Here is a 21,305-nt window from a genome sequence, read left to right on the forward strand (position 1 = left end):
CAAAACCTCTTACGACAGATTTTTGGGCCTTATGAATTATCAGGCTGCTTCAAATGGAATGGAGATGTTGGACTTGCGTTCCATCCATTGCGGAACCGGCAGGCCTTTTTCTCTCAGGAAGTCAGGGTTGAACATTTTCGCTTGATAGCGTGTGCCGTAATCGCACAGTATGGTCACGATGGTGTGGCCGGGGCCAAGGTCCTTAGCAAGGCGCATTGCACCTGCCACATTGATTCCTGATGATCCACCAAGGCAAAGGCCTTCATGTTCCAAAAGCTCAAAGTTGATCAGCAGGCCTTCCTCATCAGAAATGCGATAGGGGAAGTCGATCGGGGCGTCTTCTAGATTCGCGGTGATGCGACCCTGACCGATGCCCTCAGTGATTGATGAGCCTTCTGATTTTAATTCGCCATTGGCATAGTAGTTGTAAAGCGCTGCTCCGTGTGGGTCAGCAAGACCGATTTTAATGTTCGGGTTCTTTTCTTTCAGCCCCATGCCTGTGCCTGCAAGGGTGCCGCCGGTGCCAACTGCACAGATGAAAGCATCAACTTTGCCATCAGTTTGCTGCCAGATTTCCTGTGCTGTGGTTTCTTGGTGGCCCCGACGGTTTGCAACATTATCAAACTGGTTGGCCCAGATTGCACCTTGCGGGTGCGAGGCGTTGAGTTCCTGCGCGATACGCTGGGAGACTTTGATGTAGTTGTTCGGGTTTTTGTAGGGTACTGCGGGAACTTCGACCAGCTCAGCGCCTGCAATACGCAACATGTCTTTCTTTTCCTGGGACTGGGTTTCAGGAATGACAATTACAGAGCGGTAGCCCAGAGCGTTGCCGACAAGTGCCAGCCCGATGCCGGTGTTGCCAGCGGTGCCCTCTACAATAATGCCGCCCGGTTTCAACGTGCCGCGTTTGACAGCATCACGGATAATGAACAAAGCTGCGCGGTCTTTGACGGATTGACCAGGGTTCATGAACTCAGCTTTCCCGAGGATTTCACAGCCGGTTCTTTCTGAAGGGCCCTTCAGGCGGATAAGGGGGGTGTTGCCGATGGCTTCGATGGTAGAGGCGCACGTGTCCATAAGTTCTCTCAAATAATTCGTGTGACCATGACTATTAAAATACGGGTGTGATCCCTTTTAGAACCACGCTACTGTGCCGGGTGGTTAAGAACAAGAAATGGCCTGCCAAAGGGTGCGTCAGACTAGGATATTGTTCCAAGCAGGATCGAAGATATGAACGAAATTGCTCAGCTGGTGCTCTGATGTCGAATGAGTGCGTTAAATGCGAAATGAGAGAGCATTGATTTGCGCGTGGCGCTCTGTGTTCAGGATTTGCTTTCCAGCCATGTGATGGCGTCTTTGGTCGCCTTCCACAGGATTTCGCCGTTGTCACCTGCGCGGAACATGAAGGAGTTATGGACTTCCTTTTGAACCGGCTGCACTTCGAGCAGTTTTACCTGTGTGTCCATGGATGCTGAGAAAGCTGTTTTTTGCGTTACCACAAAGCGCTCATCGGTTGGCACGCGGGCCTGATCTTTAGGAAGATCTGCCCTTTGCAAAGCTTCGCGATGAGATTCAGGCTGCATGAGCGTCACTGCGATCGCTCTGCCGTCTGGCAAAAGGTGGGTTTCGTTTGGTTGGACCTCGGAATTGTAAATGACCTCCCCATATGAATCGATCAGCTCGACCCAAAGGGTTTTGCGTCCCTGAATCTCTACTTCACCAACCCAGATGGACAGGTCGCTCTTGAGCGGGTCGGCATAGGGGGTGTTTGAGGGAGGAACCAGCGTAACGGCCAGATAGTCCTCTGGCATGGCGTAGGTGCTGCCGCTGCTTGACTTATCTATCAACCGCGGCCCCGGAGTTTCGGGCGCGCTCGTTGCTGGCGGTGTTTCTGCAAGGGAGGGCGTTGCCATAGCGAGCGGCAGTACAGTCAAGGCGGCAAGTAACCCAAGCTTTGCAGGGGTAAGCTTGAAGGTCCCTAAAAGGTTATAGGGTGATAAATGAACACTCATAAATGGCTCCCTGACTTTCACGCAGCAACTTTCCCAGAAGGGGCGCCTTATTGCGTGCAACTCCTTAGTCATCCTCTAGTAACGACTATGGTGATATGCACTACATCTTTTATAGGTATATGTATTTACTCAGGGTATCTATGGCATAATAATTGTATATAAATTATGTTGCTCGTATTTATACTTTCATCCTATTTGGTTGTTATTATGTAAAATTTTCAATGTATTGATTTACTATATGTATTTCATGGAAATATGCCGCGTTATCTATTTTTTTAACTATCACAAAATTGCCGATTATTTCTGATGGAGATCTTAAGTTTTTGAGGTAATGGTGCTTTTTTGTCGAGAAGCTGAGGGTTTAGGAGTGGTAGGGGGCTTGTGTCGCAGCGAGCGACAGTCTCCACAATTCACCTGGGGTTGGGTGCCTACTAAAAATGAGGGGTGTTATCGTCAGACCATACTGAGAAGGAGGGTCAGTTTTGCCGCAAAGCGCAGCGCCTCGGTTTTTGTGCGAAAGAGGGTTCTGCCCAGATGAGCGCCCTTGCGACGGCCACCAGCGCTTGCAAGTGCTGCTTGTTCGCTTCGTGTAAACATGGTTTTCTACCCATTATTTTTTGTTATTTTATGGATAGACGCATACACGCACATATTGTGAAGCGTGTCGTTATATAAAGGGTTTTAAATTTGGGGAATTTAGAAAGAAGTGGCTCCCCGGGCCGGATTCGAACCAGCGACCAAGCGGTTAACAGCCGCTTGCTCTACCACTGAGCTACCGGGGATCACGGTATTTTGCCATTGGCTGCAATCAAAGAAGTGGCTCCCCGGGCCGGATTCGAACCAGCGACCAAGCGGTTAACAGCCGCTTGCTCTACCACTGAGCTACCGGGGATCACGATGATCTTGCCGTTATGGCTGCAAACGAAAAAGGATGGCTCCCCGGGCCGGATTCGAACCAGCGACCAAGCGGTTAACAGCCGCTTGCTCTACCACTGAGCTACCGGGGATCATAACACCCTTGCGAGTTTGCCTCGCCGTTTGCGTGAGGAGGCTTTTACAGAGGCATGGTGTGTTTGCCAAGTCGTTTTTTGCTAATTTTTCGATTTGTGGACAGTTTCTCATTTCTTTTATTGAGATTTCCAAGGGGGTTAGCCAGAAATCTCGGAAAACCGGTGATTTTAAGGGTTGGAATGTCTGCTGGTGTTGGAATTCTAACAAATGCAATTGACAGGGGAGCGGATTGGGACCAACACTTAGCGCCAGAACTCCAGTATCTTTTCATCGTTTGCCTCGGCATCGCTGAAAGGATGAAACGGGAATGCGGTTCCGTATTATACGGAAATAAGCCGCAGCTGCCCCCGCAACTGTGTGTGGCGAGACTATAGCGATAATCCCACTGGCCTTTCCAGGCTGGGAAGGGGCTATAGTCGGTTGAGCTGCAAGCCAGGAGACCGGCTGGAGATATGATTTGACATAGAACGGCTGTCGGGTGGACGGCGAGAGGTGCTCATGACACATATACCCCTGTCTCACGGTGAGACAGCGGATGTCCTTCGCTATAACCTTCCTGAAGTTTCGGCTTCTGCTTGCGTGCTGGTCAGCTCAAAATGATGGCTGAACATTCCAAGGACCTATGCACACGCCATTGTCTTGTGACGGGCGGAGCGCGTTCCGGGAAAAGCGCATATGCGGAAAAGCTTGTCTTGCGTAGCGGACGACGTGCGACTTATATCGCCACTGGCCAGGCCTTTGATCTGGAGATGGAAGAGCGTATCACGCTTCACCAGACACAGCGTGGAAGCGACTGGGATACAATCGAAGAGCCCTTGGAACTCGTCAGCGCGCTGGAGCGGTGCGCTGGTGCGGAGCGCGCCATCCTGGTCGATTGCCTGACGCTTTGGCTTTCAAACCTTATGCATGCAGAACGAGACTGGACGCGCGAGCTTGAGAAGCTTCAGCTGGTTCTGGCGCAGCTTCGGTGCCCCGTGGTGTTTGTTGGCAATGAGGTGGGCATGGGCATTGTGCCTGATAATGCTATGGCCCGCGCCTTTAGAGATGAAGCTGGACGCCTTAATCAGCGCATTGGCGAGCTTTGTCATTTTGTTATGTTTGTAGCTGCTGGTCAGCCTTTGCAGCTGAAGCCTGCCGTTCATCCGGAGATTTATCTATGACTATTTCTTTCTCTGCTGCCCCAAAAAAAATCCCTGCTGTGATTATCACGGGTTTCCTGGGCGCTGGAAAAACAACCCTCGTGCGTAACTTGCTGATGAAAGCAAAGGACAAGCGCATTGCGTTGATTGTGAATGAATTTGGTGAAATGGGCTTTGACGGGTCTTTGGTAAATGGCTGTGCTGACCCGGACTGTTCAGCTGATGAAGTGGTTGAGCTGGCGAACGGGTGTATTTGCTGCACCGTGGCGGATGATTTCTTGCCGACAATGGAAATGCTGCTGGAGCGTGATCCGGCCCCGGATGCCATTGTTATTGAGACTTCCGGCCTTGCGTTGCCGCAGCCTTTGGTCCGTGCATTCAACTGGCCTTCTGTTAAGCCACGCGTCACCGTTGATAGCGTGGTAACCGTGGTGGATGCGCCTGCTGTGGCCGCAGGAAAGGTGGCTTCAGATGAAGAGGCTGTGGCTGCACAGCGGGCGGCGGATGAAGCGCTGGACCATGAGAGCCCGGTAGAGGAGCTGTTTGCCGATCAGCTGACATGTGCCGATCTGGTTGTGCTTTCCAAAGCTGACTTGCTGGATGAGGCTGAACTGGCTGCCGTGAAGAAAACAATCAAGGGTCGCTTGCGCGATGGTGTTGAGATTGTTGTTGCCTCGCACGGTGAGCTGGCTCTTGATGTTTTGCTGGGCCGCGATGCTGGTGCAGAAGATGACATGGACTTGCGTCTTTCCCACCATGAAGCGCAGCATGCTCACGACCACGACCACGACCACGACCACGACCATGATCACCACCATCATCACGATCATTCGCATGATGACTTTGAAAGCTTCATTTTGCCGACACGGTGCTTTGCTTCGCTTGAAGAGGTAAAAGCGCAAGTGGAAGCTGCAATGAAAATTTCTGGTGTGTTGCGGATCAAAGGCAGTGTTGTTGTGGAGGGAAAAGCCGCACCGGTTCTTGTGCAAGCTGCTGGTCCGCGCGTTGAAGCGTGGTTTGCTATGGGCAGTGAAAGCCATTCCAAACTTGTTGTGATCGGCCTTGCCGGGCTGGATAAGCAGGCAGCACAGTCTGCGCTTGGCGAAGTGGAAACGGTGTAAATTCCATGCATTTACTTGTCGGACAATCGCGCCGATTGGATGAAGGGGAAGAGGCCGTCGATCTGGGCCAGACGCCTGCTGATGTGGTGTTTTTGAGCGCTGCTGACACAGAGTTGGCTGGGCTTGCTTCTGCCCATGCTCAACATGATGGCTATTCTCTTCGCCTTGCTAGTTTTCTTGCCTTATCGCATCCGTATTCGGTCGACCTTTATGCTGAGCAGACAATTCAAGCTTCGAAGCTGGTGGTTGTTCGGCTGCTGGGCGGCGTTGAATACTGGCGCTACGGGGTTGAAAGACTAGAGGCTATCGCTCGCGCTGATGGCGTTAAGCTGGTTTTGTTGCCCGGTGATGACAAGTGGGATGAGGAACTGGCTGCGCGTTCCACTGTGCCTTTGCCGGTTGCACACCTGTTATGGCGGTACCTGATTGAGGGCGGTGCTGAAAACCTGTCCAGCGCTTTGCTGTATGCTGCGCACATTACGGGCCTGCCGGTTGAAGCTCCTGCCGAGCCGACGCCATTGCCGCGGGCAGGGTTGGTTTTACAGGGGCATACGCTTCCGTCTCTTGATGATGTTCGTGCAAGCTGGAGTGATCCAAACCGACCGGTTGCCGCCATTGTTTTTTACCGCGCTTTGTACCAGAGCGGCGCGATTGAACCTGTTCAAGCATTATGCCATGAGCTTGAGGCGCAGGGGATAAATCCGCTTGTTATTTATGTTGCCAGCCTGAAACAAGCAGAATGTGCAGCCGTAGTTTCCAACGTATTTGACCAATGCCCGCCCGACATTGTTTTGAATGCCACAGCGTTTGCCTTGTCCAATGCTGGCTCGGTCCATTCGGGAACGGTGCTTGATAAGAACGGTGCATGTGTTCTGCAGATTGTACTGTCCTCGTCCTCTGAAGAGGGCTGGAGCGATAGTGATCAGGGTTTGTCTCCCCGCGACCTTGCGATGCACGTGGTTCTTCCTGAAATTGACGGCCGGCTTTTGACGCGCGCGATCTCCTTTAAGGAAGAAGGCGGGCAGGACCCTAAAACACAATGTCCACTTGTTCGGTTTGTTCCAAAACCGGACCGGGTTCGGTTTGTTGCGGAGCTGGCGGCCAATTGGGCGCTGCTGAGACGAAAAAACGCAAACCAACGCAAAGTGGGCGTTATCCTCGCAAACTATCCCAACAAGGACGGGCGCATCGCAAACGGTGTGGGGCTGGACACGCCAGCCTCCTGTACTCTCTTACTTTCTGAAATGAAATCAGCAGGTTATGAGGTTGATGCCGGTGCACCGCAAAGTTCGCAAGCTCTCATAGATGACCTGCTTTCAGGCCCGACAAACGCGTTGGACGCCACAAAACCACGCAAAGGCGGCGAGGAACTACCTGTTAGCCGGTATAAGTATCTGTTTTCAAAGCTACCTTTAGCGGTTCAACAGGGTGTTATAGAGCGTTGGGGCGAGCCGGAGGCTGATCCACATATTGCTGACGGGTGCTTTCAGCTGGCTTTGAAGACCTATGGAAATGTGACTGTTGGTATTCAGCCTGCACGTGGCTACAACATTGATCCAAAAGAGACTTATCACGATCCTGCGCTTGTTCCTCCGCATCATTACCTGGCTTGGTATATGTGGCTGCGCGACAGCTATGATGCAGATGCACTTATTCACCTTGGCAAGCATGGAAACCTGGAATGGCTTCCTGGAAAAGCCCTAGCTTTGTCAGAGGCTTGTTACCCTGAGGCGGTGATTGGGCCACTGCCAAATATCTATCCTTTCATCGTTAATGACCCGGGCGAAGGCTCTCAAGCCAAACGACGGTTATCCTCGGTCATTATTGATCATCTTACCCCTCCCTTAGCCCGGGCTGAAAGCCACGGTTCCGCTTTGGAGCTGGAAGCGTTGCTGGATGAGTATTACATCGCTGCCGGTGTGGACCATCGCCGACTGAAAGCGCTTGGAAAAGAGATACTTGGCGTTGCTGCGCGCGAAGGTATGGACAAGGATATCGGCCTGACTTCCGACATGGATGAGGATACCCGACTGGCGCGGCTGGATGCCTATTTATGTGATCTGAAAGAGCTTCAAATCCGCGATGGGTTGCACATTTTGGGGCTGTCGCCCACAGCGGGGCAGCGCAGTGAACTTCTGGTGGCCTTGCTGCGTGTTCCACGCGGAGAAAAGCCTCATGAAATCAGCTTGTTACGAACGATTTCTGAGGATTTGAATTTGGTTGGTTTTGACCCGCTCGATTGTGCTTTTGAGCAACCTTGGACTGGTGAACGCTCTATGCTTTTGGATGGTCTGGTCCAAGCGCCCTGGCGTAGCTGTGGTGACACGGTGGAGCGTCTTGAAGCGCTGGCACTTGCCTTCGTTTCTGGTGAAATGCAAGTTCCTGCTGGATTTACAGCGACTTATGCAGTTTTGGAAGCGCTTGAGCAAGACATTGCACCTGCGGTTGATGCCTCTGGTACTGCTGAGGTTGAAGGGGTGTTATCCTCCCTTGCTGGACAGTTTGTGCCCCCCGGGCCATCTGGTGCACCGTCTCGCGGACGCCCGGATGTGTTGCCAACTGGTCGTAACTTCTACTCCATTGACGTTCGCGCCGTTCCAACCAAAGTGGCTTGGAAGTTGGGTGAAAAGAGCGCTAGTGCGCTGATTATGAGACATTTTCAGGATCATGGCGAGTGGCTGCAAAGCATCGCTATGAGTTGCTGGGGAACCGCAAATATGCGCACCGGCGGGGATGATATCGCCCAAGCGCTCGCCCTTATTGGCGCACGTCCTGTTTGGGAAGAGGCTTCTGGCCGTGTCACAGGTTTTAAAGTGGTCCCACTTGCAGAGCTCCAACGGCCTCGGGTTGATGTAACCTTAAGAATTTCCGGCTTTTTTCGCGATGCATTCCCACAGCTCATACATTTGTTCGACGCAGCAGTTGCAGCAATTGCAGAGCTTGATGAGCCTGAAGACGCCAACCCGCTTGCAGCGCGGTTTAAAGCGGAGTTTGCAAGTCTGCTCGCCAAAGGTGTTGAAGAAGGTCAGGCGCACAAACGCGCCTCATCGCGAATTTTCGGAAGTAAGCCAGGTGCTTACGGGGCTGGCCTTCAGGCAATGATCGATGAGAAACTATGGGATAAGCGCTCTGATTTTGCGGAGAGTTTTCTGGAGTGGGGTGGCTATGCTTACGGTCGATCTCAGGACGGAGATCTGGCCAAGGATGATTTGAAGACCCGTCTTCTTCATACTGATGCTGTGGTTCATAATCAGGATAACAGGGAACATGATCTCCTTGATTCTGATGACTATTATCAGTTTGAAGGCGGTCTGGCTGCCACTGTTGAAACTTTAAAAGAGAGCGCTCCTCATATCTATCATAACGATCACTCGCGTCCTGAACGACCAGTGATCCGGATGCTTTCAGAGGAAATTGGCCGCGTTGTTAGAGGCCGGGCTGCGAACCCCAAATGGATTGCCGGTGTTATGCGGCACGGGTACAAAGGTGCCTTTGAAATGGCAGCAACGCTCGATTATTTGTTCGCATTTAGCGCAACGACCAATGCGGTATCGAACCATCATTTTGATCAGCTTTATGATGCATATCTTTATGATGATGAGGTGCGAGAGTTTATCGCGGACAAGAACTCCGCTGCGCTTTTGGAAATGACTGAACGGTTCTTAGAAGTAATTCAAAGAGATATGTGGGTACCACGGCGCAATAGTGCCTTTGATGATTTGTTAGAGCTGCGTCACGCGCTCATGGATGGAGGGGAATAATATGGTAACCAAGAGTGAAATGAGCGACGCGGATCTTGATGCACGCCATGCCGAAAAGATGCGTAAGAAGAAAGCTGCGCGGGACAAGATCATGGCGACCAAAACGGTCGAAAAGGGCTTGCTCATCGTACACACCGGCAAAGGCAAGGGAAAATCTACAGCCGGATTTGGTATGATTTTCCGCAGTTTGGGTCATGGTCACAAGGTTGCTGTTGTTCAGTTTGTAAAAGGGCGACTGGAAACAGGAGAGCGCATGGCGCTTGACCGGTTCTCTGACCTTGTCACCGTTAAACGTATGGGCGAAGGCTTTACGTGGGAAACGCAGGATCGCCAGCGTGACATTGCTGCTGCGCGCGCTGCTTGGGATGCTGCTAAAGAGCTTATCAGTTCTCGTGATTATAAGATGGTTCTGCTTGATGAGCTGAACATTGTATTGCGCTATGATTACATCCCTCTCGATGAGGTAGTTGCATACTTGCGAGATGAAAAACCTGATGATGTTCATGTGGTTATTACAGGTCGCAATGCAAAGGAAGAGCTGATTGAAATCGCTGATCTGGTGACCGAGATGGGGCAGATCAAGCACCCGTTCCGCTCAGGCGTTAAACCGCAAAAGGGCGTTGAGTTTTAATTGTGACTGACCCTGCTTTGCAAAAACGCAGACCGGCGCTGATGATCCAGGGCACCGGTTCTAATGTTGGTAAGAGCGTACTTGTCGCCGGGCTTGCGCGCGCTTTTACACGCCAAGGGCTCTCAGTTCAGCCTTTTAAGCCGCAAAATATGTCCAACAACGCTGCGGTCACTGCTGATGGAGGGGAAATAGGCCGGGCACAGGCCTTGCAGGCCTGGGGCGCGAAAGTTCCGACAAGCGTGCATATGAACCCCGTTCTGCTGAAGCCGGAAAGCGACAGTGGTTCACAAATTATCGTGCAGGGTAAGCGATTTGGTAGCGTGCGCGGTGCTGAGTTTGGAAAGCAAAAGAGCAGGCTTCTTCAGTATGTTATGCAGAGCTTTTCTGAGGTCGAACGCAAAGCGGATCTGGTTCTGGTGGAAGGGGCTGGGTCTCCAGCTGAGATCAACTTACGTGCCGGTGATATCGCCAATATGGGGTTTGCCGAGGCGGCTGACATTCCTGTGGTGCTGTGCGGGGATATCGATCGCGGCGGTGTGATCGCATCGCTGGTGGGCACCCATGCGGTCCTTGAAGCTGCAGAAGTTGCACGGATCAAGGCTTTTTTGATCAATAAATTCAGAGGAGACCCCTCACTCTTTGAATCCGGTGTTACAGCCATTGAAGAGAAAACCGGCTGGAATTGCAACGGCGTAGTCCCATGGTTTGCCCAAATTATGGACCTGCCAGCAGAAGACGCGCTGGATCTTTCTATGAACGCTGACCGCGGCAAGCTCAAGGTTGCTGTTCCAGTGATCAGCCGTATCGCAAACTTTGACGATTTGGATCCGCTTCGAATGGAGGAGGATGTCTCCTTGGAGTTCATTCTTCCAGGAGAAGTTTTACCAGCTGATGCGGATGTGGTTTTGCTGCCAGGCACCAAATCTACTGTTGGAGACCTTGCGTTTTTGCGGGCGCAGGGCTGGGATATTGATCTTTATGGACACGTGCGCCGCGGCGGGCAGGTTCTTGGAATCTGTGGTGGTTATCAAATGCTTGGCAAGACAATCTCTGACCCGGATGGGGTTGAGGGCGATGTTGCAACCGTGGAAGGTCTGGGCTTGCTGGATGTGCACACCATCCTGACAGCGCAAAAAGAAACGACCCAAAAGAGCGGCGTTCATATCCCAAGCGGGCAGCGTGTTTCGGGCTATGAAATACATGTTGGACAGACAAGCGGCGCAGATTGTGCTCGGCCCTTTGTTGACTTGGGTGAGCATGTCGATGGCGCGATCTCACAAGACGGTTTGATTGCTGGTTGCTATCTGCACGGAATATTTGGTTCAGATACGTTCCGTACCGCTTTCTTGAATGGGTTTGGCGCAGCATCACAGTTGGGCTACGAGCATCGTGTGGAGCAGGCGTTGGATGCATTGGCAGAACACCTTGAAGACCACCTTAACCTTGATGAGCTTCTGGATATTGCAAGATCAAGAGTTTTATAAAAGCGCTGCTGCTGTGAGAAATACAGCCAATACCACGCATGAAATAGCCATCAATTTTAGTGCAGAATCAATATCATCTGCATTCGCGGTTTCGCGGCCCGTCGCGTTCATGAAGGGGTCTTCAACGCGATATCCATCATATTGACGCGGCCCGGCCAAAGCTATTCCCAATGCGCCTGCCATAGCAGCTTCTGGCCAGCCGGCGTTTGGGGATCGGTGGGTGTGGGCTTCTTTATGGATAGTGGCCAATGCAGCTTTGTAGGAGCAACGAGATATGTATGCAGCCAAGACAATAAGGAGGCCTGACAGACGGGAGGCAGGGAGGTTGATAAGGTCGTCAAACCGCGCTGAGGCCCAGCCAAAGTCTTCATAGGTTGCGTTTTTGTGCCCGATCATGCTGTCAGCTGTATTGACCGCTTTGTAAATAAACAAACCAGGTAGCCCAAGCGCAGCGAACCAGAAGATTGGAGCAACAACACCGTCGGAGAAATTTTCGGAGCATGACTCTATAGCTGCGCGACTGACGCCTGCTTCATCCAAGTACTCAGGATTGCGTCCCACAATCATTGAAACCTGTCTGCGCGCTTCCTGTAGGCCTGAATTTTTAAGCGCATCCCTTACTCTAGCTACATGTTGGTAAAGGCTTTTTTGCGCAATCAAAACCATGCCAATGAGAGCGATTAGGAGTTCTCCCAAAGGGACATATTCTAGCAATAACTGAAGTATGGCGCCTGAAAGTGCGGCTGTGCCTACTAATAAAACAAGAGTGAGAACACCGTTAATTTTGCGCACTCTGCGTGAATAGGCTGCCTTGTTAAAGGCATTGTCCATACATGAGATCGCCTTTCCAATCAGCGTAACAGGATGTGGCAATTTCGACCAAAGCCAGTCAGGATCGCCAATTACGGCATCGAGTAGGACCGCGAGTACGACGATCCAAAGCGTATTTTCAAAGACGAGCATGATTTTCGAGCATATTCAAAGAGGTTTTTAGTGCATTGGCAAATCTAAGGCGATTTTCTGCGCCCACGGGCAGCCCTAAACGCATCCAGTTTTTGTTATAATTAAATACACGGGTCCAGACCTGCTTTCGTGCAAGCGCTTCATGCAGTTGATGCGCTAAAGGGTACTCGATTAAGGTGTAAAGGTCGGTTTGCCCTACTATGGAGACTTGATGTTCGAAAAGCACTTGCCTGAAAAGATCTGTTTCGATTTTCAGGAGGGTACGCATCTCGGCTTGCCAAGTTATGTCAGAAAATGCGGCGTGGCCGACATCCAGAGCAGGACCAGAAATGGCCCAGCTGCCAAGTTGCTTCTGTAGTTTTTTGGTGATGCGTTGCGGCCCGACCAACGCACCAAGACGCAGCCCCGCAAGACCAAAGAACTTGCCAAAACTGCGCAGAACTAAAATTGGGAGGCTACCGAGTTCAGGAATGATCGAAGCCTCGGGATACAGATCCATGAAGGCCTCATCTACAATAAGAAAGCCGCCATTTTTCTGCTTTGATGCTGCAATCTCCAGCAATTCTTGTTTGGAAAATATGTGTCCGTCTGGATTGTTTGGGTTCACCAGTAATAGGTGGTCTGTATCGGTGTGGTGAATATCTTCGCGCCCGATGAGCTGCGTCTTTGCACCTGCAGTCTTCCAGCTCTCTTCATGGGATGAGTACGTTGGACTAACGATGGCGATTGAGGAGTTTGGAGAAAGTATTTGTGGCAATGCGGTAATGATTGCCTGTGTGCCCGGTGCTGCTGCCAGGCCAGTCTCGATTGGGACACTGTAAGCGGCGCGCGCTGAAGCGATCAGAGCTGCTTCCGCTCTTGCGTTGGGCAAGTCTGCGAGGCCGCGTGATGTTATGTGATTTAAAGCAGGGTAGGCGATAGGGTTGATACCAGTAGAAAGGTCCAACCAATCTTTTTCGGAACCGCCAAATTCGGCAGCTGCCTTTGAAAGATCTCCACCATGTTGCATACGCATCACCCCGCTCAAAACAGTGGTTATGTTTTAGCGGGGTGGCATCGCGATTGCTATGTATTGTGCTGCCAATTAGTGGGTTTCAACAGATGTTGCAAACGGTTGAGTGAGCGAGCTAGCAAGACATCGAACCTCGATTGACCTTGTTGATGTCTCCTCCTGCCCATTCCATGACCTTTGGGTCCATCGTTTTGAACCAAAGAGATGGAATCGCGGCCAAAGCAAAACAGCCAGGATATCCGCTTGGAAGGCGAGGTAAGTCTGAGAAGTTTCTCAAGGTCTGATAGGGGCGCAACGGGTTGGCGTGATGATCGGAGTGGCGCTGCAAATGAAACGTACTCAGGTTTGAGAATATATGGTTGGTGTTCCAGGAATGGCGGGGCTGACAGCGTTCGTATTTACCATTCTCATTTTTTTGGCGCAAAAGACCGTAGTGTTCTACATAGTTTGCCTGTGTTAGGCCGTACCAGCCAACGACACTTTGTATGACTAGGAACAGAAGTACTTGCCACCCAAATATTGCTGTGCAGATGGAAAAGACGATAAGTGTGAGAGCATATCCTTGAAGGATGTCATTCTTCAGCGAGAAGGTGCTGAGCCCTTTTTTCTGCAAGCGCTGTTTTTCATTCTCCCACCCTCTTGCGAAGGCGCCAGGGATTTCTCGCAGGGCAAAGGCATAGATGCTTTCTCCCATGCGAGAGCTTGCCGGATCTTCTGGTGTTGCCACATGAATGTGATGGCCGCGGTTGTGTTCAATGCAAAAGTGGCCATACCCAACCGTTGCAAGTGCCAGCTTGGCGAGCCACTGGTCTGTCTTATTGGTTTTATGACCAAGCTCATGAGCCATATTGATGGTGCCACCAGCGAATAATCCCTTTCCAAATGCGAACACGACGATCAGCCAAAGTGGAAGTTCATAAGTGCCGATGAGCCAGACAGAAGTGAATAATATGACCCACGCATAAGGGATAAGCCATCGCACCAGGCGGCTGTAGTAAGGGTCCTCTGCCATTTGTACTAGGACGTCGTCTGGTGGGTTATAGGGGTCTTCACCTAGGAGTGCGTCAAGAGCAGGGATGACGACAAAGAAGTAAATGATTGGAATGAACAGAACGGCATACGCCAAGGTGTATACATATAATGCTATCGAAACTAGGGTGATACTGCTACTGGCATATGCAATGAGCCAGTAATAGCGTTTGGCATCTTGGTATACTTCTGACTTTCCCGTGTTGTCATGTGTTTTGAAAACCATCGTCCCCTCCCAGATACAATGTTTACGTTAAGGTAATGTAGCAGTTATTCTGGGCAATTAAAATGGTGTTATTTCGGAGAGGTTGCTGGCATTTATAGTGCATTGGAATATTGCTGTGATATGAAAGTCTCGTTGTTTTATGTTTTGGTGCCCTCAGCGTTGGTGTTCTCTTCCAGTGGAAGATGACGTGACCAGGCTTTATAGCGCTTTTCCAGCTCTTCGTAGTTTTCGACGCAGCCGTTGCGAAGATCCGGGAAGTTAGGGCCGCGTTCCCATTCTCCGCGCTTAGTGCAGCGCTGCATCCAGTTTTTGCCGGAAGAAAGAAAGAGAGTTGGGCTAAGGCCCAAGGCTTTGAAGAGCCTACGTGTGACTATGCCGTGCTTCTTTAGAAGTATGTCGAGCTTTATCGCTTTGATTTTCCATGGAGTGAGTTTTATTGGGGCTGGTTTACCTGCCTCTACGATTGGAATTATCTCAGGAAGCTCTAGTCGGGATACCGGGTAAAACTCTTTGAAATTACCGGCAGATGAGGCTCGATTGGCGTTGGGTAATTTAGGGCGGTACCAGCTTGATGTTTTTTGACTTTTTGAGTCTGGGCTATCGACCTCGATAATTTGAAGCGAAAGAAGATTGCAGACAGGTTGAAAGTCTAAATTGGAGCCTTTAGGGATCAAGACAGCTCTACAATCCGGCCCTGGCTGATCAATTTGATATGCGTATTCCGCTGCTTGAGAGATAACTTTGGCGTTTAGGCGTAGCTTTGCTTCTATGCCGACCTGAAAACCATCTGTGCTCCTAACGAGCAGAATATCCCAGTTGGCCCACTCCGGGTATGCGATCCATTCCTCAGGAAGCTTACTGATAAAGTGCGTGCACATATCACTTTCTGATAGGAAGACAGCTTTGCTCCTTTTTTTCTTTCGGCGTGTTGGGGCTGAGCGTTTTTCTAGAGGCTCAATTGTATCGCTCATTTAAACCTGCCTCTAGACTGTCCGCGGTGCTGTGGTGTTTTGCCAGCTGAGTGTAATCATCAAAGCGTGCAGGAGCCATGTGGAAGCCATGTTACTGCACAGTTTCTCCTCGTTGTCCCTGAAAAGCCAAGTCTTATATGGTTGCATTGCCCAGCTGAAAGGTGCCGTTGATGGTGGCGGGGCCGCAAAGTCAAAAGATTAGTGTTGTGTATACCGCACGACGAAATTGCGCAGCATGTGCGCTGGGGCCGTTACATCCTCCCGGCGTGCAGAGGCAAGGAGGTCTTTGATTTCGCTGGGTTTAAAGTAGCTGTGGTCTTTGTACACATTTAGGCGAACTTCCAGGCCTGCGCTATCAAGCTCTGGATGGAACTGCGTTGCATAGACGTTTTTGCCATGACGGATGATCTGGAACGGGCATGCTGGGGAACTTGCCAGATGTATGCAATTAGGTGGTAAATCTTGTAGTGCTTCCTTATGGCAAACGTAGGTCTTAAAAGAGGTCGGCATGGTTGAGAGAAGGGGGTCGGAGCGCCCCTCCTGAGTGAGTGTGCAAGTCACAGCGGCGGGTTTTTCACCATACTTTGCTTTGCTGACCTCCCCGCCAAGAAAATGACCAAGAATGCCAATGCCGTAGCAACACCCAAGCAGAGGAAAATCGGTTCGGACTACGTCTGGCATCAGAGCTAGAGCAGCAGATTCGCAGCGCTGGTCGATTAGAGACTTCTTTTCATGAGGATCACTGACGCAACCTGGGCCTCCACCTAAAATTACACCTGAATATTGACCAAGGTCGATTTGGGGAGGTTTTTGAAGTTGATCCAGCCGCACGCGGTGAGTTTGGTGCGCTTTCAGCCCGGATTTGGCTAGAATAGCGAGGTATTCTCCATCAGAGGCATCGGTTTCAGGGCGCAGTTGCAATATCAGAAACGGCTTCATTTTATCGCGATCCCAACAGATTTGCTGAGCGTAATGGACCACAGGATGCTTTTAGGTTCAAGGGCTATCAGGTTTGCTCATCGGAAGAGTCAATGAGAGAGCCATCTGGTCCCCTTTAGAGCGCGAGTTGTCGCCTGCTTTGTTAGCGCTTGGGGTGCAAAGGTTCTATGCTGTTAGTGGAAAGCGCGGTAATGCACAGTACGACCATGCAGGTGCAAGGCATGTTGACTAATCGCCTTAAGATTCAAGAAGGGGAAAAAGATTGTTCGGCTGTGCTGCGCTACTGACATGATGCCCGCGCGGCTGACGAAATATGAAACATTTTGGGAAAGTTGGAGGCCTCTGCCGGAATCGAACCGGCGTACACGGATTTGCAATCCGCTGCGTCACCACTCCGCCAAGAGGCCAACAGTATGGTGTGGAACGGCTTTTCTGACATTTGAGCTTGATAGTCAAGCCGGTTATGCAACTTTCTCAGAAGTGTTTGGCAAAAGCTGTTTATAAACCGCTCTCTAGATGTGGGTTCTCAAAGTATCAGGGGCGCAATTTGAGGAGGGTGAATATTTCGCAGTCCACTTATCCTCCACCCCTGCGATAAATGATAGTATTTCTATAGGCTGGGAAGTCGCGTAAGTGCCTCATGGAGAAGCGTCATAACGCGATGAACTTCAGGTGTCCAAATATCTGCAGCCTTTGGGCGGGGCGTTCCGGGGGTGTTCTCTTTTGACGACAACTAGAAAGCGGTAATATGAGCAACACGGCACATTTAAACTTGCCGGTGATCGCGGCTGCGCAATCGCAAAAGCACGTCACACACAACGAAGCCTTAGCGCTGATTGATTTACTGGTTCAACTCTCAGTGATTTCAAATAGTGTGGGTGAGCCGCCTGCAGATCCGGTTGAGGGCGCACGCTATATTGTACCAGCGGGCGCAACGGGCGCATTTGCTGGCTATGAAAACCAGATTGCCGCTTTTGATACAGGCGCATGGCGGTTTATTGCGCCGGGCACGGGCTGGTGTGCATGGGTTGAAAGCGCCGGGGGGATGCAGGTTCATTCTAATGGCGCATGGGGCCTCTTATCGGCTGTGGCCGGGCTTGGCATAGATCCGGGCACGGGCGGGCTTGCCATTCAGCAAGAAAGAACCGTTTTAAGTGAAACGGATCACGGGGCACAAAGCCAGTTTGTCACCGTTGAAGAAGAGCTGAGCCTTGCAGGTAGCAGCGTTAACAGCACGGTTGTGATTCCTGATCGGGCATTTGTGTTTTGTGTCTCTTCGCGCACCGTGGAGGACGTCACCGGCGTGTGGCAATATCATGTGGGCATTGCCGGGGAAGCTGAAAAATTCGGCGGGTATCTTGGGATTGCAGAAGGCTCCACCAATGCAGGCGTGATCGGGCCGCAAGCCTTTTATGCAGATACGCCGATTGTGATTTCAGCGCATGGCGACACTGGGGCGTTTGTAGGTGGCAAGGTTCGCATTGCCTTACATTATTTCTTGCCGGTGATTCCGCAGGAATAAGTTGTATTTCTCGAAATATGACCGAGGCATACTAAAATATGTTGAACAGATGATGTACAGGCAGTTATCAATGGTATGTGATAGCTGGATAGCTTGGGAGGGAGAATTGCTGCATCACGTTGAGATCTATGTTTCTGATATTGAACGTAGTCATGCGTTTTGGAAACCGCTGTTTTCCCTTGCTGGCTATAAGGAAAGTGGGCGGTGGGGTGATGGCTTTACTTTTGAGAGCAGTAAGGGGGCTTACCTCACATTTGTGCAGGTTGCAGAGAAGTACGCGATACATCCTTATCACCGCTGTGGTGTTGGTTTGAATCACCTCGCATTTTCAGTGGTTGATCGAGCACGGGTAGATAGAATTCGGACTCATTGCTTGGAGTTGGATATCCCACTACTTTATGAGGATCGCTACCCTTTTGCTAATGGCGGAACAGATTACTATGCTGTGTTTCTTGAAGATCCCGACCGGATCAAAATCGAATTTGTCGCAAGATCAAGCGATAGATAAACAAAGTTGATGGATTGACAACGATTCTCTGACTGGCCGCTTAGCGGCTTTTTTTGTATCTACCGGGGGCCTTTGGCTCCCGTTTTTCGTTAGGGGGCAGGCATGAAAGATACCTTTCAATTGATTGTCTTGGACTTGCTTGGAAGTGAGGGCGGGTTTGCAAACAGATCGCGCAAAGCAGATCCGGGCGGCCCAACCAATTTGGGCATTACGCAGGCGATTTTGGAGGCCTGGCGCGGTCGTCCTGTGAGTGTGGAGGAGGTCAAAAACTTAAGCCGTGAGGAGGCTTTGAAGATCTACCGCGCGCAATACTGGGATAGCGTGAAGGGCGATCAGTTGCCGCGTGGGCTCGATTATGCCGTGTTTGACTTTGCGGTGAATTCGGGGCCTGTACGGGCCGCAAAGACCTTGCAGAAAATCCTTAAGGTCAAGGTTGATGGGGTTATCGGCCTGAAAACATTGCGAGCTGTAAAGGCGCACACTGTTACGTCTTTGATTAACCTGCTTTGCGCTGCGCGCCTCAAATTCATGAAACGGCTGAAGAACTGGCAGTTTAATAAAAATGGCTGGTCGCGGCGTGTGCGCCATGTGCAGGAAAGATCTTTAGAGCTTGCCAGCAACGTAACTCTAAAACGTGCGCCAATGCCTGTTTTGGATGCGCAGGTAAACGAGCAGGGGGCCAAAGCGCTTGACGAAGAAACCAGCGCGTTTAGTGCATGGCTTAGCCCTGACGGGATCACTCGTGCAAGCATGGCAGCTTCTGGCTTGTCTGGCATTTTAGCTGGTTCCGGCCCTCTGCAATGGGCCTTTGCGCTTGCTCTGGTGGTAAGCGTTGGGGTTGCCGGTTATCTGCTGATTACCAAAGAGCGGGCGGCTTGATATGGGAGCCGCTCTATCATTCTTGATTGGCACAAAAGCAGGGCGGGCGGTTGCGGCCGTTCTGCTTTTGTTGGTGCTTGCGGTCATTGCTTATCACCAGATCAAGCAAGGAGCGTTTATCGAGGCAGAGCATGAGGCTTTGCAAGGGACTGTGAACGCGGAACGGGAAAGGACGCAGGATGATGCCTATTTGCAGGGCCTTGAAGATTACAATTTGTGTCTTGAGTACCTTCGCAATTCCGGGATGCAACACACTGAGTGCGAACAATTGCGCGGGGTTCACAAAGAATAACCTTAGCGCGGCCGGGTTTGTTGCTTTAGTGAAGGCTGACCGCGCTGGGGCTGAGCGGGTAAGTGCTAATGACCGAAACGGACAGAGGCAGGGCTGTTGGAAATGACGGATTTTATTTTAGAGATATTCCACCGCCTGCAACTTTGAAAAACGGCAATCATTTTTGTTTTTGCCTTGATTGGTGCGTTGCTTCAAGAGGCAGGTTTTTGGCAATGAGTGGTTGCAATATCATGGCGTTTACGCTGGTTTCTCCTAGGCATTATTTGCATAGGGGAACTCTGGTGGCCGGTATCCGTTTAGCATCCATTCGAGCACACGGCAGGCGATGGGATTAGGCGGTCGCTTGCCACTTGTGTCCTCCCATCTGCGAACAGTGTGTTGATCAGTGTTTAAGATGCGACCTAGATCGCGCTGAGATAATTCTAGCTTTAACCGCGTTGCCTTGAATTCTGCCGGAGACATTGATTTACTCGCCTGCTTTGCCATTTGTCTCAGCATAGGGCGGCCGCAATGAGTGGTACAGCTATGAAAGTTCATGTTTAAGCCTTTTGCAGTTATCCGTTAAGTCGGGTGGTTGGGGGGCTTCTACTTCACACTTGGTGAGCGCAGGAGCAGAGCGCGCGCGGACCTTCTGCTTTTTTTGATCGTTATGGCTTACATCAAATCGGGTAGTCGGCGTTTGAAGATGTTGCGCAAGAAAACGTTACAGCGGAAGGCGAAAGGAAGAAGAACGACGCCTATTTGCAGGGCTTCAGGGGTTTCTGTGATGTTTTGGGGGCGATCGAATTTTACTCCGGGGAGCATTGATGTATAGGGTTCTGAAAACTATCAGGAATAATTGAGAGCTTGGGTGCTTTATCGTGTCTCCTCTGTTCGCGACCGTTGAAAAAGATTGTATTTGTGCTCCAAAATTCAAAAATGGAAAAACAACAGAGGGTACTCTTTACTTTTAAGCATGTGGCAGCTTGTGTTTACGGCGGTTGAGCGATATTTCTCAGCCAAAGAATCTTGCGAGACAGTGAGGACAGGATGGTCAATTTCGCGGAACAAAGAACTCTGATGGTCGACAATCAGCTGCGGACCAATGATATTACGGATCTGCGCATTATTGGCGCCATGGGTAAGGTGCCTCGCGAAAAGTTCGTTCCTGAAAAGTTTCAGGAATTGGCCTATATCGACGAAGACGTTTGTGTTGATGACGGCGGTGAGCGAAAAATGCTCAAGCCACACATTTTCGGTCGGCTTGTGCAGTTGGCTGAAATCTCAGACAAGGACGTTGTCCTGGTTGTGGGAGCTGCATCCGGTTACGGTGTTGCTGTTGTTTCTTATCTTGCTGAGTCTGTTGTTGGGTTAGAGGTTGACCTTGCTCTTTGCGAAGCGGCGTCTGCAAATCTTGAGCAGCTTGGTATCGAAAATGCAGCTGTGATTGATGGTCAACTCAGTGATGGTTACGCAGCTGACGCGCCCTACGATGTTATCCTTGTGAATGGTTCAGTTGATGAGCTTCCAGAAGCCCTGACTTCCCAAATGAAAGAGGAGGGCCGCTTAGTTGTGGTTGAGGGTGAGGGGAACGCAGGCGTTGCTAAGCTCTATACCAAGTCTGGGGCCAATGTTAGTTCTCGATTTGCGTTTAACGCGCATGCAAGTGCGTTGCCGGGATTTGAAAAACCAGAAGTCTTTGAGTTTTAAAAGCGCCATAAATTCAGAGTGCTTAAGGCGGGAGGTGACTTTCGCCTTTTTTGCTTTAGAGAGAAGTTGTGTAAAACAGCTCTGTACCCTGAAAAGTGATACGGATTACATCTTTT

General features: G+C 50.8%; 18 protein-coding genes, 4 tRNA genes and 1 riboswitch. Of the genes, 10 read left to right on the top strand and 12 right to left on the bottom strand.

Annotation, left to right across the window (positions count from 1 at the left end):
• Positions 1-39: 39 nt before the first annotated feature.
• From BMZ51_RS11390 to BMZ51_RS11410, 6 genes are all read right to left on the bottom strand, one after another.
• Positions 40-1,077: a cysteine synthase A gene (locus BMZ51_RS11390; RefSeq protein WP_068000915.1), complete on the bottom strand. Its 1,038-nt coding sequence runs from the start codon at positions 1,075-1,077 to the stop codon at positions 40-42.
• A gap of 245 nt (positions 1,078-1,322) precedes the next feature.
• Positions 1,323-2,012, bottom strand: coding sequence for a hypothetical protein (locus BMZ51_RS11395; RefSeq protein ID WP_068000918.1), 690 nt, complete (start codon positions 2,010-2,012; stop codon positions 1,323-1,325).
• Positions 2,013-2,465: 453 nt separating this feature from the next.
• Positions 2,466-2,609: a hypothetical protein gene (locus BMZ51_RS24090; protein WP_175485019.1), complete on the bottom strand. Its 144-nt coding sequence runs from the start codon at positions 2,607-2,609 to the stop codon at positions 2,466-2,468.
• Between the two features lie 110 nt (positions 2,610-2,719).
• Positions 2,720-2,794 (bottom strand) — tRNA-Asn (locus BMZ51_RS11400).
• Positions 2,795-2,829: 35 nt separating this feature from the next.
• Positions 2,830-2,904 (bottom strand) — tRNA-Asn (locus BMZ51_RS11405).
• Between the two features lie 40 nt (positions 2,905-2,944).
• A tRNA-Asn gene (locus BMZ51_RS11410) sits at positions 2,945-3,019 on the bottom strand.
• A 258-nt stretch (positions 3,020-3,277) separates the two neighbouring features.
• Positions 3,278-3,473, top strand: a riboswitch (cobalamin riboswitch).
• Between the two features lie 149 nt (positions 3,474-3,622).
• On the opposite strand from BMZ51_RS11410, the gene cobU reads away from it, so the two are divergent.
• From cobU to BMZ51_RS11435, 5 genes are read left to right on the top strand one after another with little or no spacing between them, the layout of a single operon-like run.
• Positions 3,623-4,183, top strand: coding sequence for a bifunctional adenosylcobinamide kinase/adenosylcobinamide-phosphate guanylyltransferase (gene cobU / locus BMZ51_RS11415; protein WP_068001187.1), 561 nt, complete (start codon positions 3,623-3,625; stop codon positions 4,181-4,183).
• Positions 4,180-5,283 carry a cobalamin biosynthesis protein CobW gene (gene cobW, locus BMZ51_RS11420; RefSeq protein WP_068000920.1) on the top strand — a complete coding sequence of 368 codons (1,104 nt, stop codon included), beginning with the start codon at positions 4,180-4,182 and terminating at the stop codon, positions 5,281-5,283. The genes cobU and cobW overlap by 4 nt, the downstream gene beginning before the upstream one ends.
• A gap of 5 nt (positions 5,284-5,288) precedes the next feature.
• The gene (cobN, locus tag BMZ51_RS11425; protein WP_068000924.1) at positions 5,289-9,044 is read left to right on the top strand and encodes a cobaltochelatase subunit CobN; all 3,756 of its coding nucleotides are present in this window, start codon (positions 5,289-5,291) and stop codon (positions 9,042-9,044) included.
• Between the two features lies 1 nt (position 9,045).
• Positions 9,046-9,675, top strand: coding sequence for a cob(I)yrinic acid a,c-diamide adenosyltransferase (cobO, locus tag BMZ51_RS11430; protein ID WP_082825538.1), 630 nt, complete (start codon positions 9,046-9,048; stop codon positions 9,673-9,675).
• Between the two features lie 41 nt (positions 9,676-9,716).
• Complete coding sequence (locus tag BMZ51_RS11435; protein WP_068001190.1) at positions 9,717-11,159, top strand: cobyric acid synthase; 1,443 nt, start codon at positions 9,717-9,719, stop codon at positions 11,157-11,159.
• Here BMZ51_RS11435 and cbiB read toward each other — a convergent pair.
• The 6 genes from cbiB to BMZ51_RS11465 form a co-directional block, all read right to left on the bottom strand.
• The gene (cbiB, locus tag BMZ51_RS11440) at positions 11,154-12,122 is read right to left on the bottom strand and encodes an adenosylcobinamide-phosphate synthase CbiB (RefSeq protein WP_068000931.1); all 969 of its coding nucleotides are present in this window, start codon (positions 12,120-12,122) and stop codon (positions 11,154-11,156) included. The genes BMZ51_RS11435 and cbiB overlap by 6 nt on opposite strands.
• Complete coding sequence (gene cobD, locus BMZ51_RS11445; RefSeq protein ID WP_208979437.1) at positions 12,109-13,137, bottom strand: threonine-phosphate decarboxylase CobD; 1,029 nt, start codon at positions 13,135-13,137, stop codon at positions 12,109-12,111. The genes cbiB and cobD overlap by 14 nt, the downstream gene beginning before the upstream one ends.
• A 112-nt stretch (positions 13,138-13,249) precedes the next feature.
• A complete protein-coding gene (locus tag BMZ51_RS11450) occupies positions 13,250-14,389 on the bottom strand; it encodes an alkane 1-monooxygenase (protein ID WP_068000935.1) in 1,140 nt (379 codons plus the stop codon).
• Between the two features lie 137 nt (positions 14,390-14,526).
• Positions 14,527-15,360, bottom strand: a complete 834-nt coding sequence (locus BMZ51_RS11455; protein WP_068000940.1) for a hypothetical protein — start codon at positions 15,358-15,360, stop codon at positions 14,527-14,529.
• A gap of 198 nt (positions 15,361-15,558) precedes the next feature.
• Entirely contained in the window at positions 15,559-16,299 is a 741-nt protein-coding gene (locus BMZ51_RS11460; RefSeq protein ID WP_068000943.1) for a glutamine amidotransferase, read from the bottom strand.
• A 333-nt stretch (positions 16,300-16,632) separates the two neighbouring features.
• A tRNA-Cys gene (locus BMZ51_RS11465) sits at positions 16,633-16,706 on the bottom strand.
• 341 nt (positions 16,707-17,047) lie between these two features.
• Between BMZ51_RS11465 and BMZ51_RS11470 the strand changes: the two genes are divergently transcribed.
• The 5 genes from BMZ51_RS11470 to BMZ51_RS11495 all read left to right on the top strand — a co-directional run bounded on the left by BMZ51_RS11470 (position 17,048) and on the right by BMZ51_RS11495 (position 21,189).
• On the top strand, positions 17,048-17,821 hold the full coding sequence (locus BMZ51_RS11470) for a DUF2793 domain-containing protein (protein WP_068000946.1): 774 nt from the start codon (positions 17,048-17,050) through the stop codon (positions 17,819-17,821).
• A 106-nt stretch (positions 17,822-17,927) separates the two neighbouring features.
• Positions 17,928-18,329 (top strand): VOC family protein, encoded by a 402-nt coding sequence (locus BMZ51_RS11475; protein ID WP_068000948.1) that lies wholly within the window; start codon positions 17,928-17,930, stop codon positions 18,327-18,329.
• Between the two features lie 102 nt (positions 18,330-18,431).
• A complete protein-coding gene (locus tag BMZ51_RS11480; protein WP_068000951.1) occupies positions 18,432-19,208 on the top strand; it encodes a glycoside hydrolase family 108 protein in 777 nt (258 codons plus the stop codon).
• A gap of 1 nt (position 19,209) precedes the next feature.
• On the top strand, positions 19,210-19,500 hold the full coding sequence (locus BMZ51_RS11485; protein WP_068000955.1) for a hypothetical protein: 291 nt from the start codon (positions 19,210-19,212) through the stop codon (positions 19,498-19,500).
• A gap of 1,029 nt (positions 19,501-20,529) precedes the next feature.
• Positions 20,530-21,189, top strand: coding sequence for a protein-L-isoaspartate O-methyltransferase family protein (locus BMZ51_RS11495; RefSeq protein ID WP_068000957.1), 660 nt, complete (start codon positions 20,530-20,532; stop codon positions 21,187-21,189).
• Positions 21,190-21,305 lie beyond the last annotated feature (116 nt).

The organism is Pseudovibrio axinellae (assembly GCF_900110875.1).
GTDB lineage: Bacteria > Pseudomonadota > Alphaproteobacteria > Rhizobiales > Stappiaceae > Pseudovibrio > Pseudovibrio axinellae.

What these genes read in the sequence shown, in the direction of transcription:
- BMZ51_RS11435 (WP_068001190.1), top strand. Translation starts at nt 9,717, where the DNA reads ATGATCCAGGGCACCGGTTCTAATGTTGGTAAGAGCGTACTTGTCGCC.
- BMZ51_RS11470 (WP_068000946.1), top strand. Translation starts at nt 17,048, where the DNA reads ATGAGCAACACGGCACATTTAAACTTGCCGGTGATCGCGGCTGCGCAA.
- BMZ51_RS11450 (WP_068000935.1), bottom strand. Translation starts at nt 14,389, where the DNA reads ATGGTTTTCAAAACACATGACAACACGGGAAAGTCAGAAGTATACCAA.
- cbiB (WP_068000931.1), bottom strand. Translation starts at nt 12,122, where the DNA reads ATGCTCGTCTTTGAAAATACGCTTTGGATCGTCGTACTCGCGGTCCTA.
- BMZ51_RS11455 (WP_068000940.1), bottom strand. Translation starts at nt 15,360, where the DNA reads ATGAGCGATACAATTGAGCCTCTAGAAAAACGCTCAGCCCCAACACGC.
- cobU (WP_068001187.1), top strand. Translation starts at nt 3,623, where the DNA reads ATGGCTGAACATTCCAAGGACCTATGCACACGCCATTGTCTTGTGACG.
- BMZ51_RS11390 (WP_068000915.1), bottom strand. Translation starts at nt 1,077, where the DNA reads ATGGACACGTGCGCCTCTACCATCGAAGCCATCGGCAACACCCCCCTT.
- cobO (WP_082825538.1), top strand. Translation starts at nt 9,046, where the DNA reads ATGGTAACCAAGAGTGAAATGAGCGACGCGGATCTTGATGCACGCCAT.
- cobN (WP_068000924.1), top strand. Translation starts at nt 5,289, where the DNA reads ATGCATTTACTTGTCGGACAATCGCGCCGATTGGATGAAGGGGAAGAG.
- cobW (WP_068000920.1), top strand. Translation starts at nt 4,180, where the DNA reads ATGACTATTTCTTTCTCTGCTGCCCCAAAAAAAATCCCTGCTGTGATT.
- BMZ51_RS24090 (WP_175485019.1), bottom strand. Translation starts at nt 2,609, where the DNA reads ATGTTTACACGAAGCGAACAAGCAGCACTTGCAAGCGCTGGTGGCCGT.
- cobD (WP_208979437.1), bottom strand. Translation starts at nt 13,137, where the DNA reads ATGCGTATGCAACATGGTGGAGATCTTTCAAAGGCAGCTGCCGAATTT.
- BMZ51_RS11395 (WP_068000918.1), bottom strand. Translation starts at nt 2,012, where the DNA reads ATGAGTGTTCATTTATCACCCTATAACCTTTTAGGGACCTTCAAGCTT.
- BMZ51_RS11460 (WP_068000943.1), bottom strand. Translation starts at nt 16,299, where the DNA reads ATGAAGCCGTTTCTGATATTGCAACTGCGCCCTGAAACCGATGCCTCT.
- BMZ51_RS11480 (WP_068000951.1), top strand. Translation starts at nt 18,432, where the DNA reads ATGAAAGATACCTTTCAATTGATTGTCTTGGACTTGCTTGGAAGTGAG.
- BMZ51_RS11495 (WP_068000957.1), top strand. Translation starts at nt 20,530, where the DNA reads ATGGTCAATTTCGCGGAACAAAGAACTCTGATGGTCGACAATCAGCTG.
- BMZ51_RS11485 (WP_068000955.1), top strand. Translation starts at nt 19,210, where the DNA reads ATGGGAGCCGCTCTATCATTCTTGATTGGCACAAAAGCAGGGCGGGCG.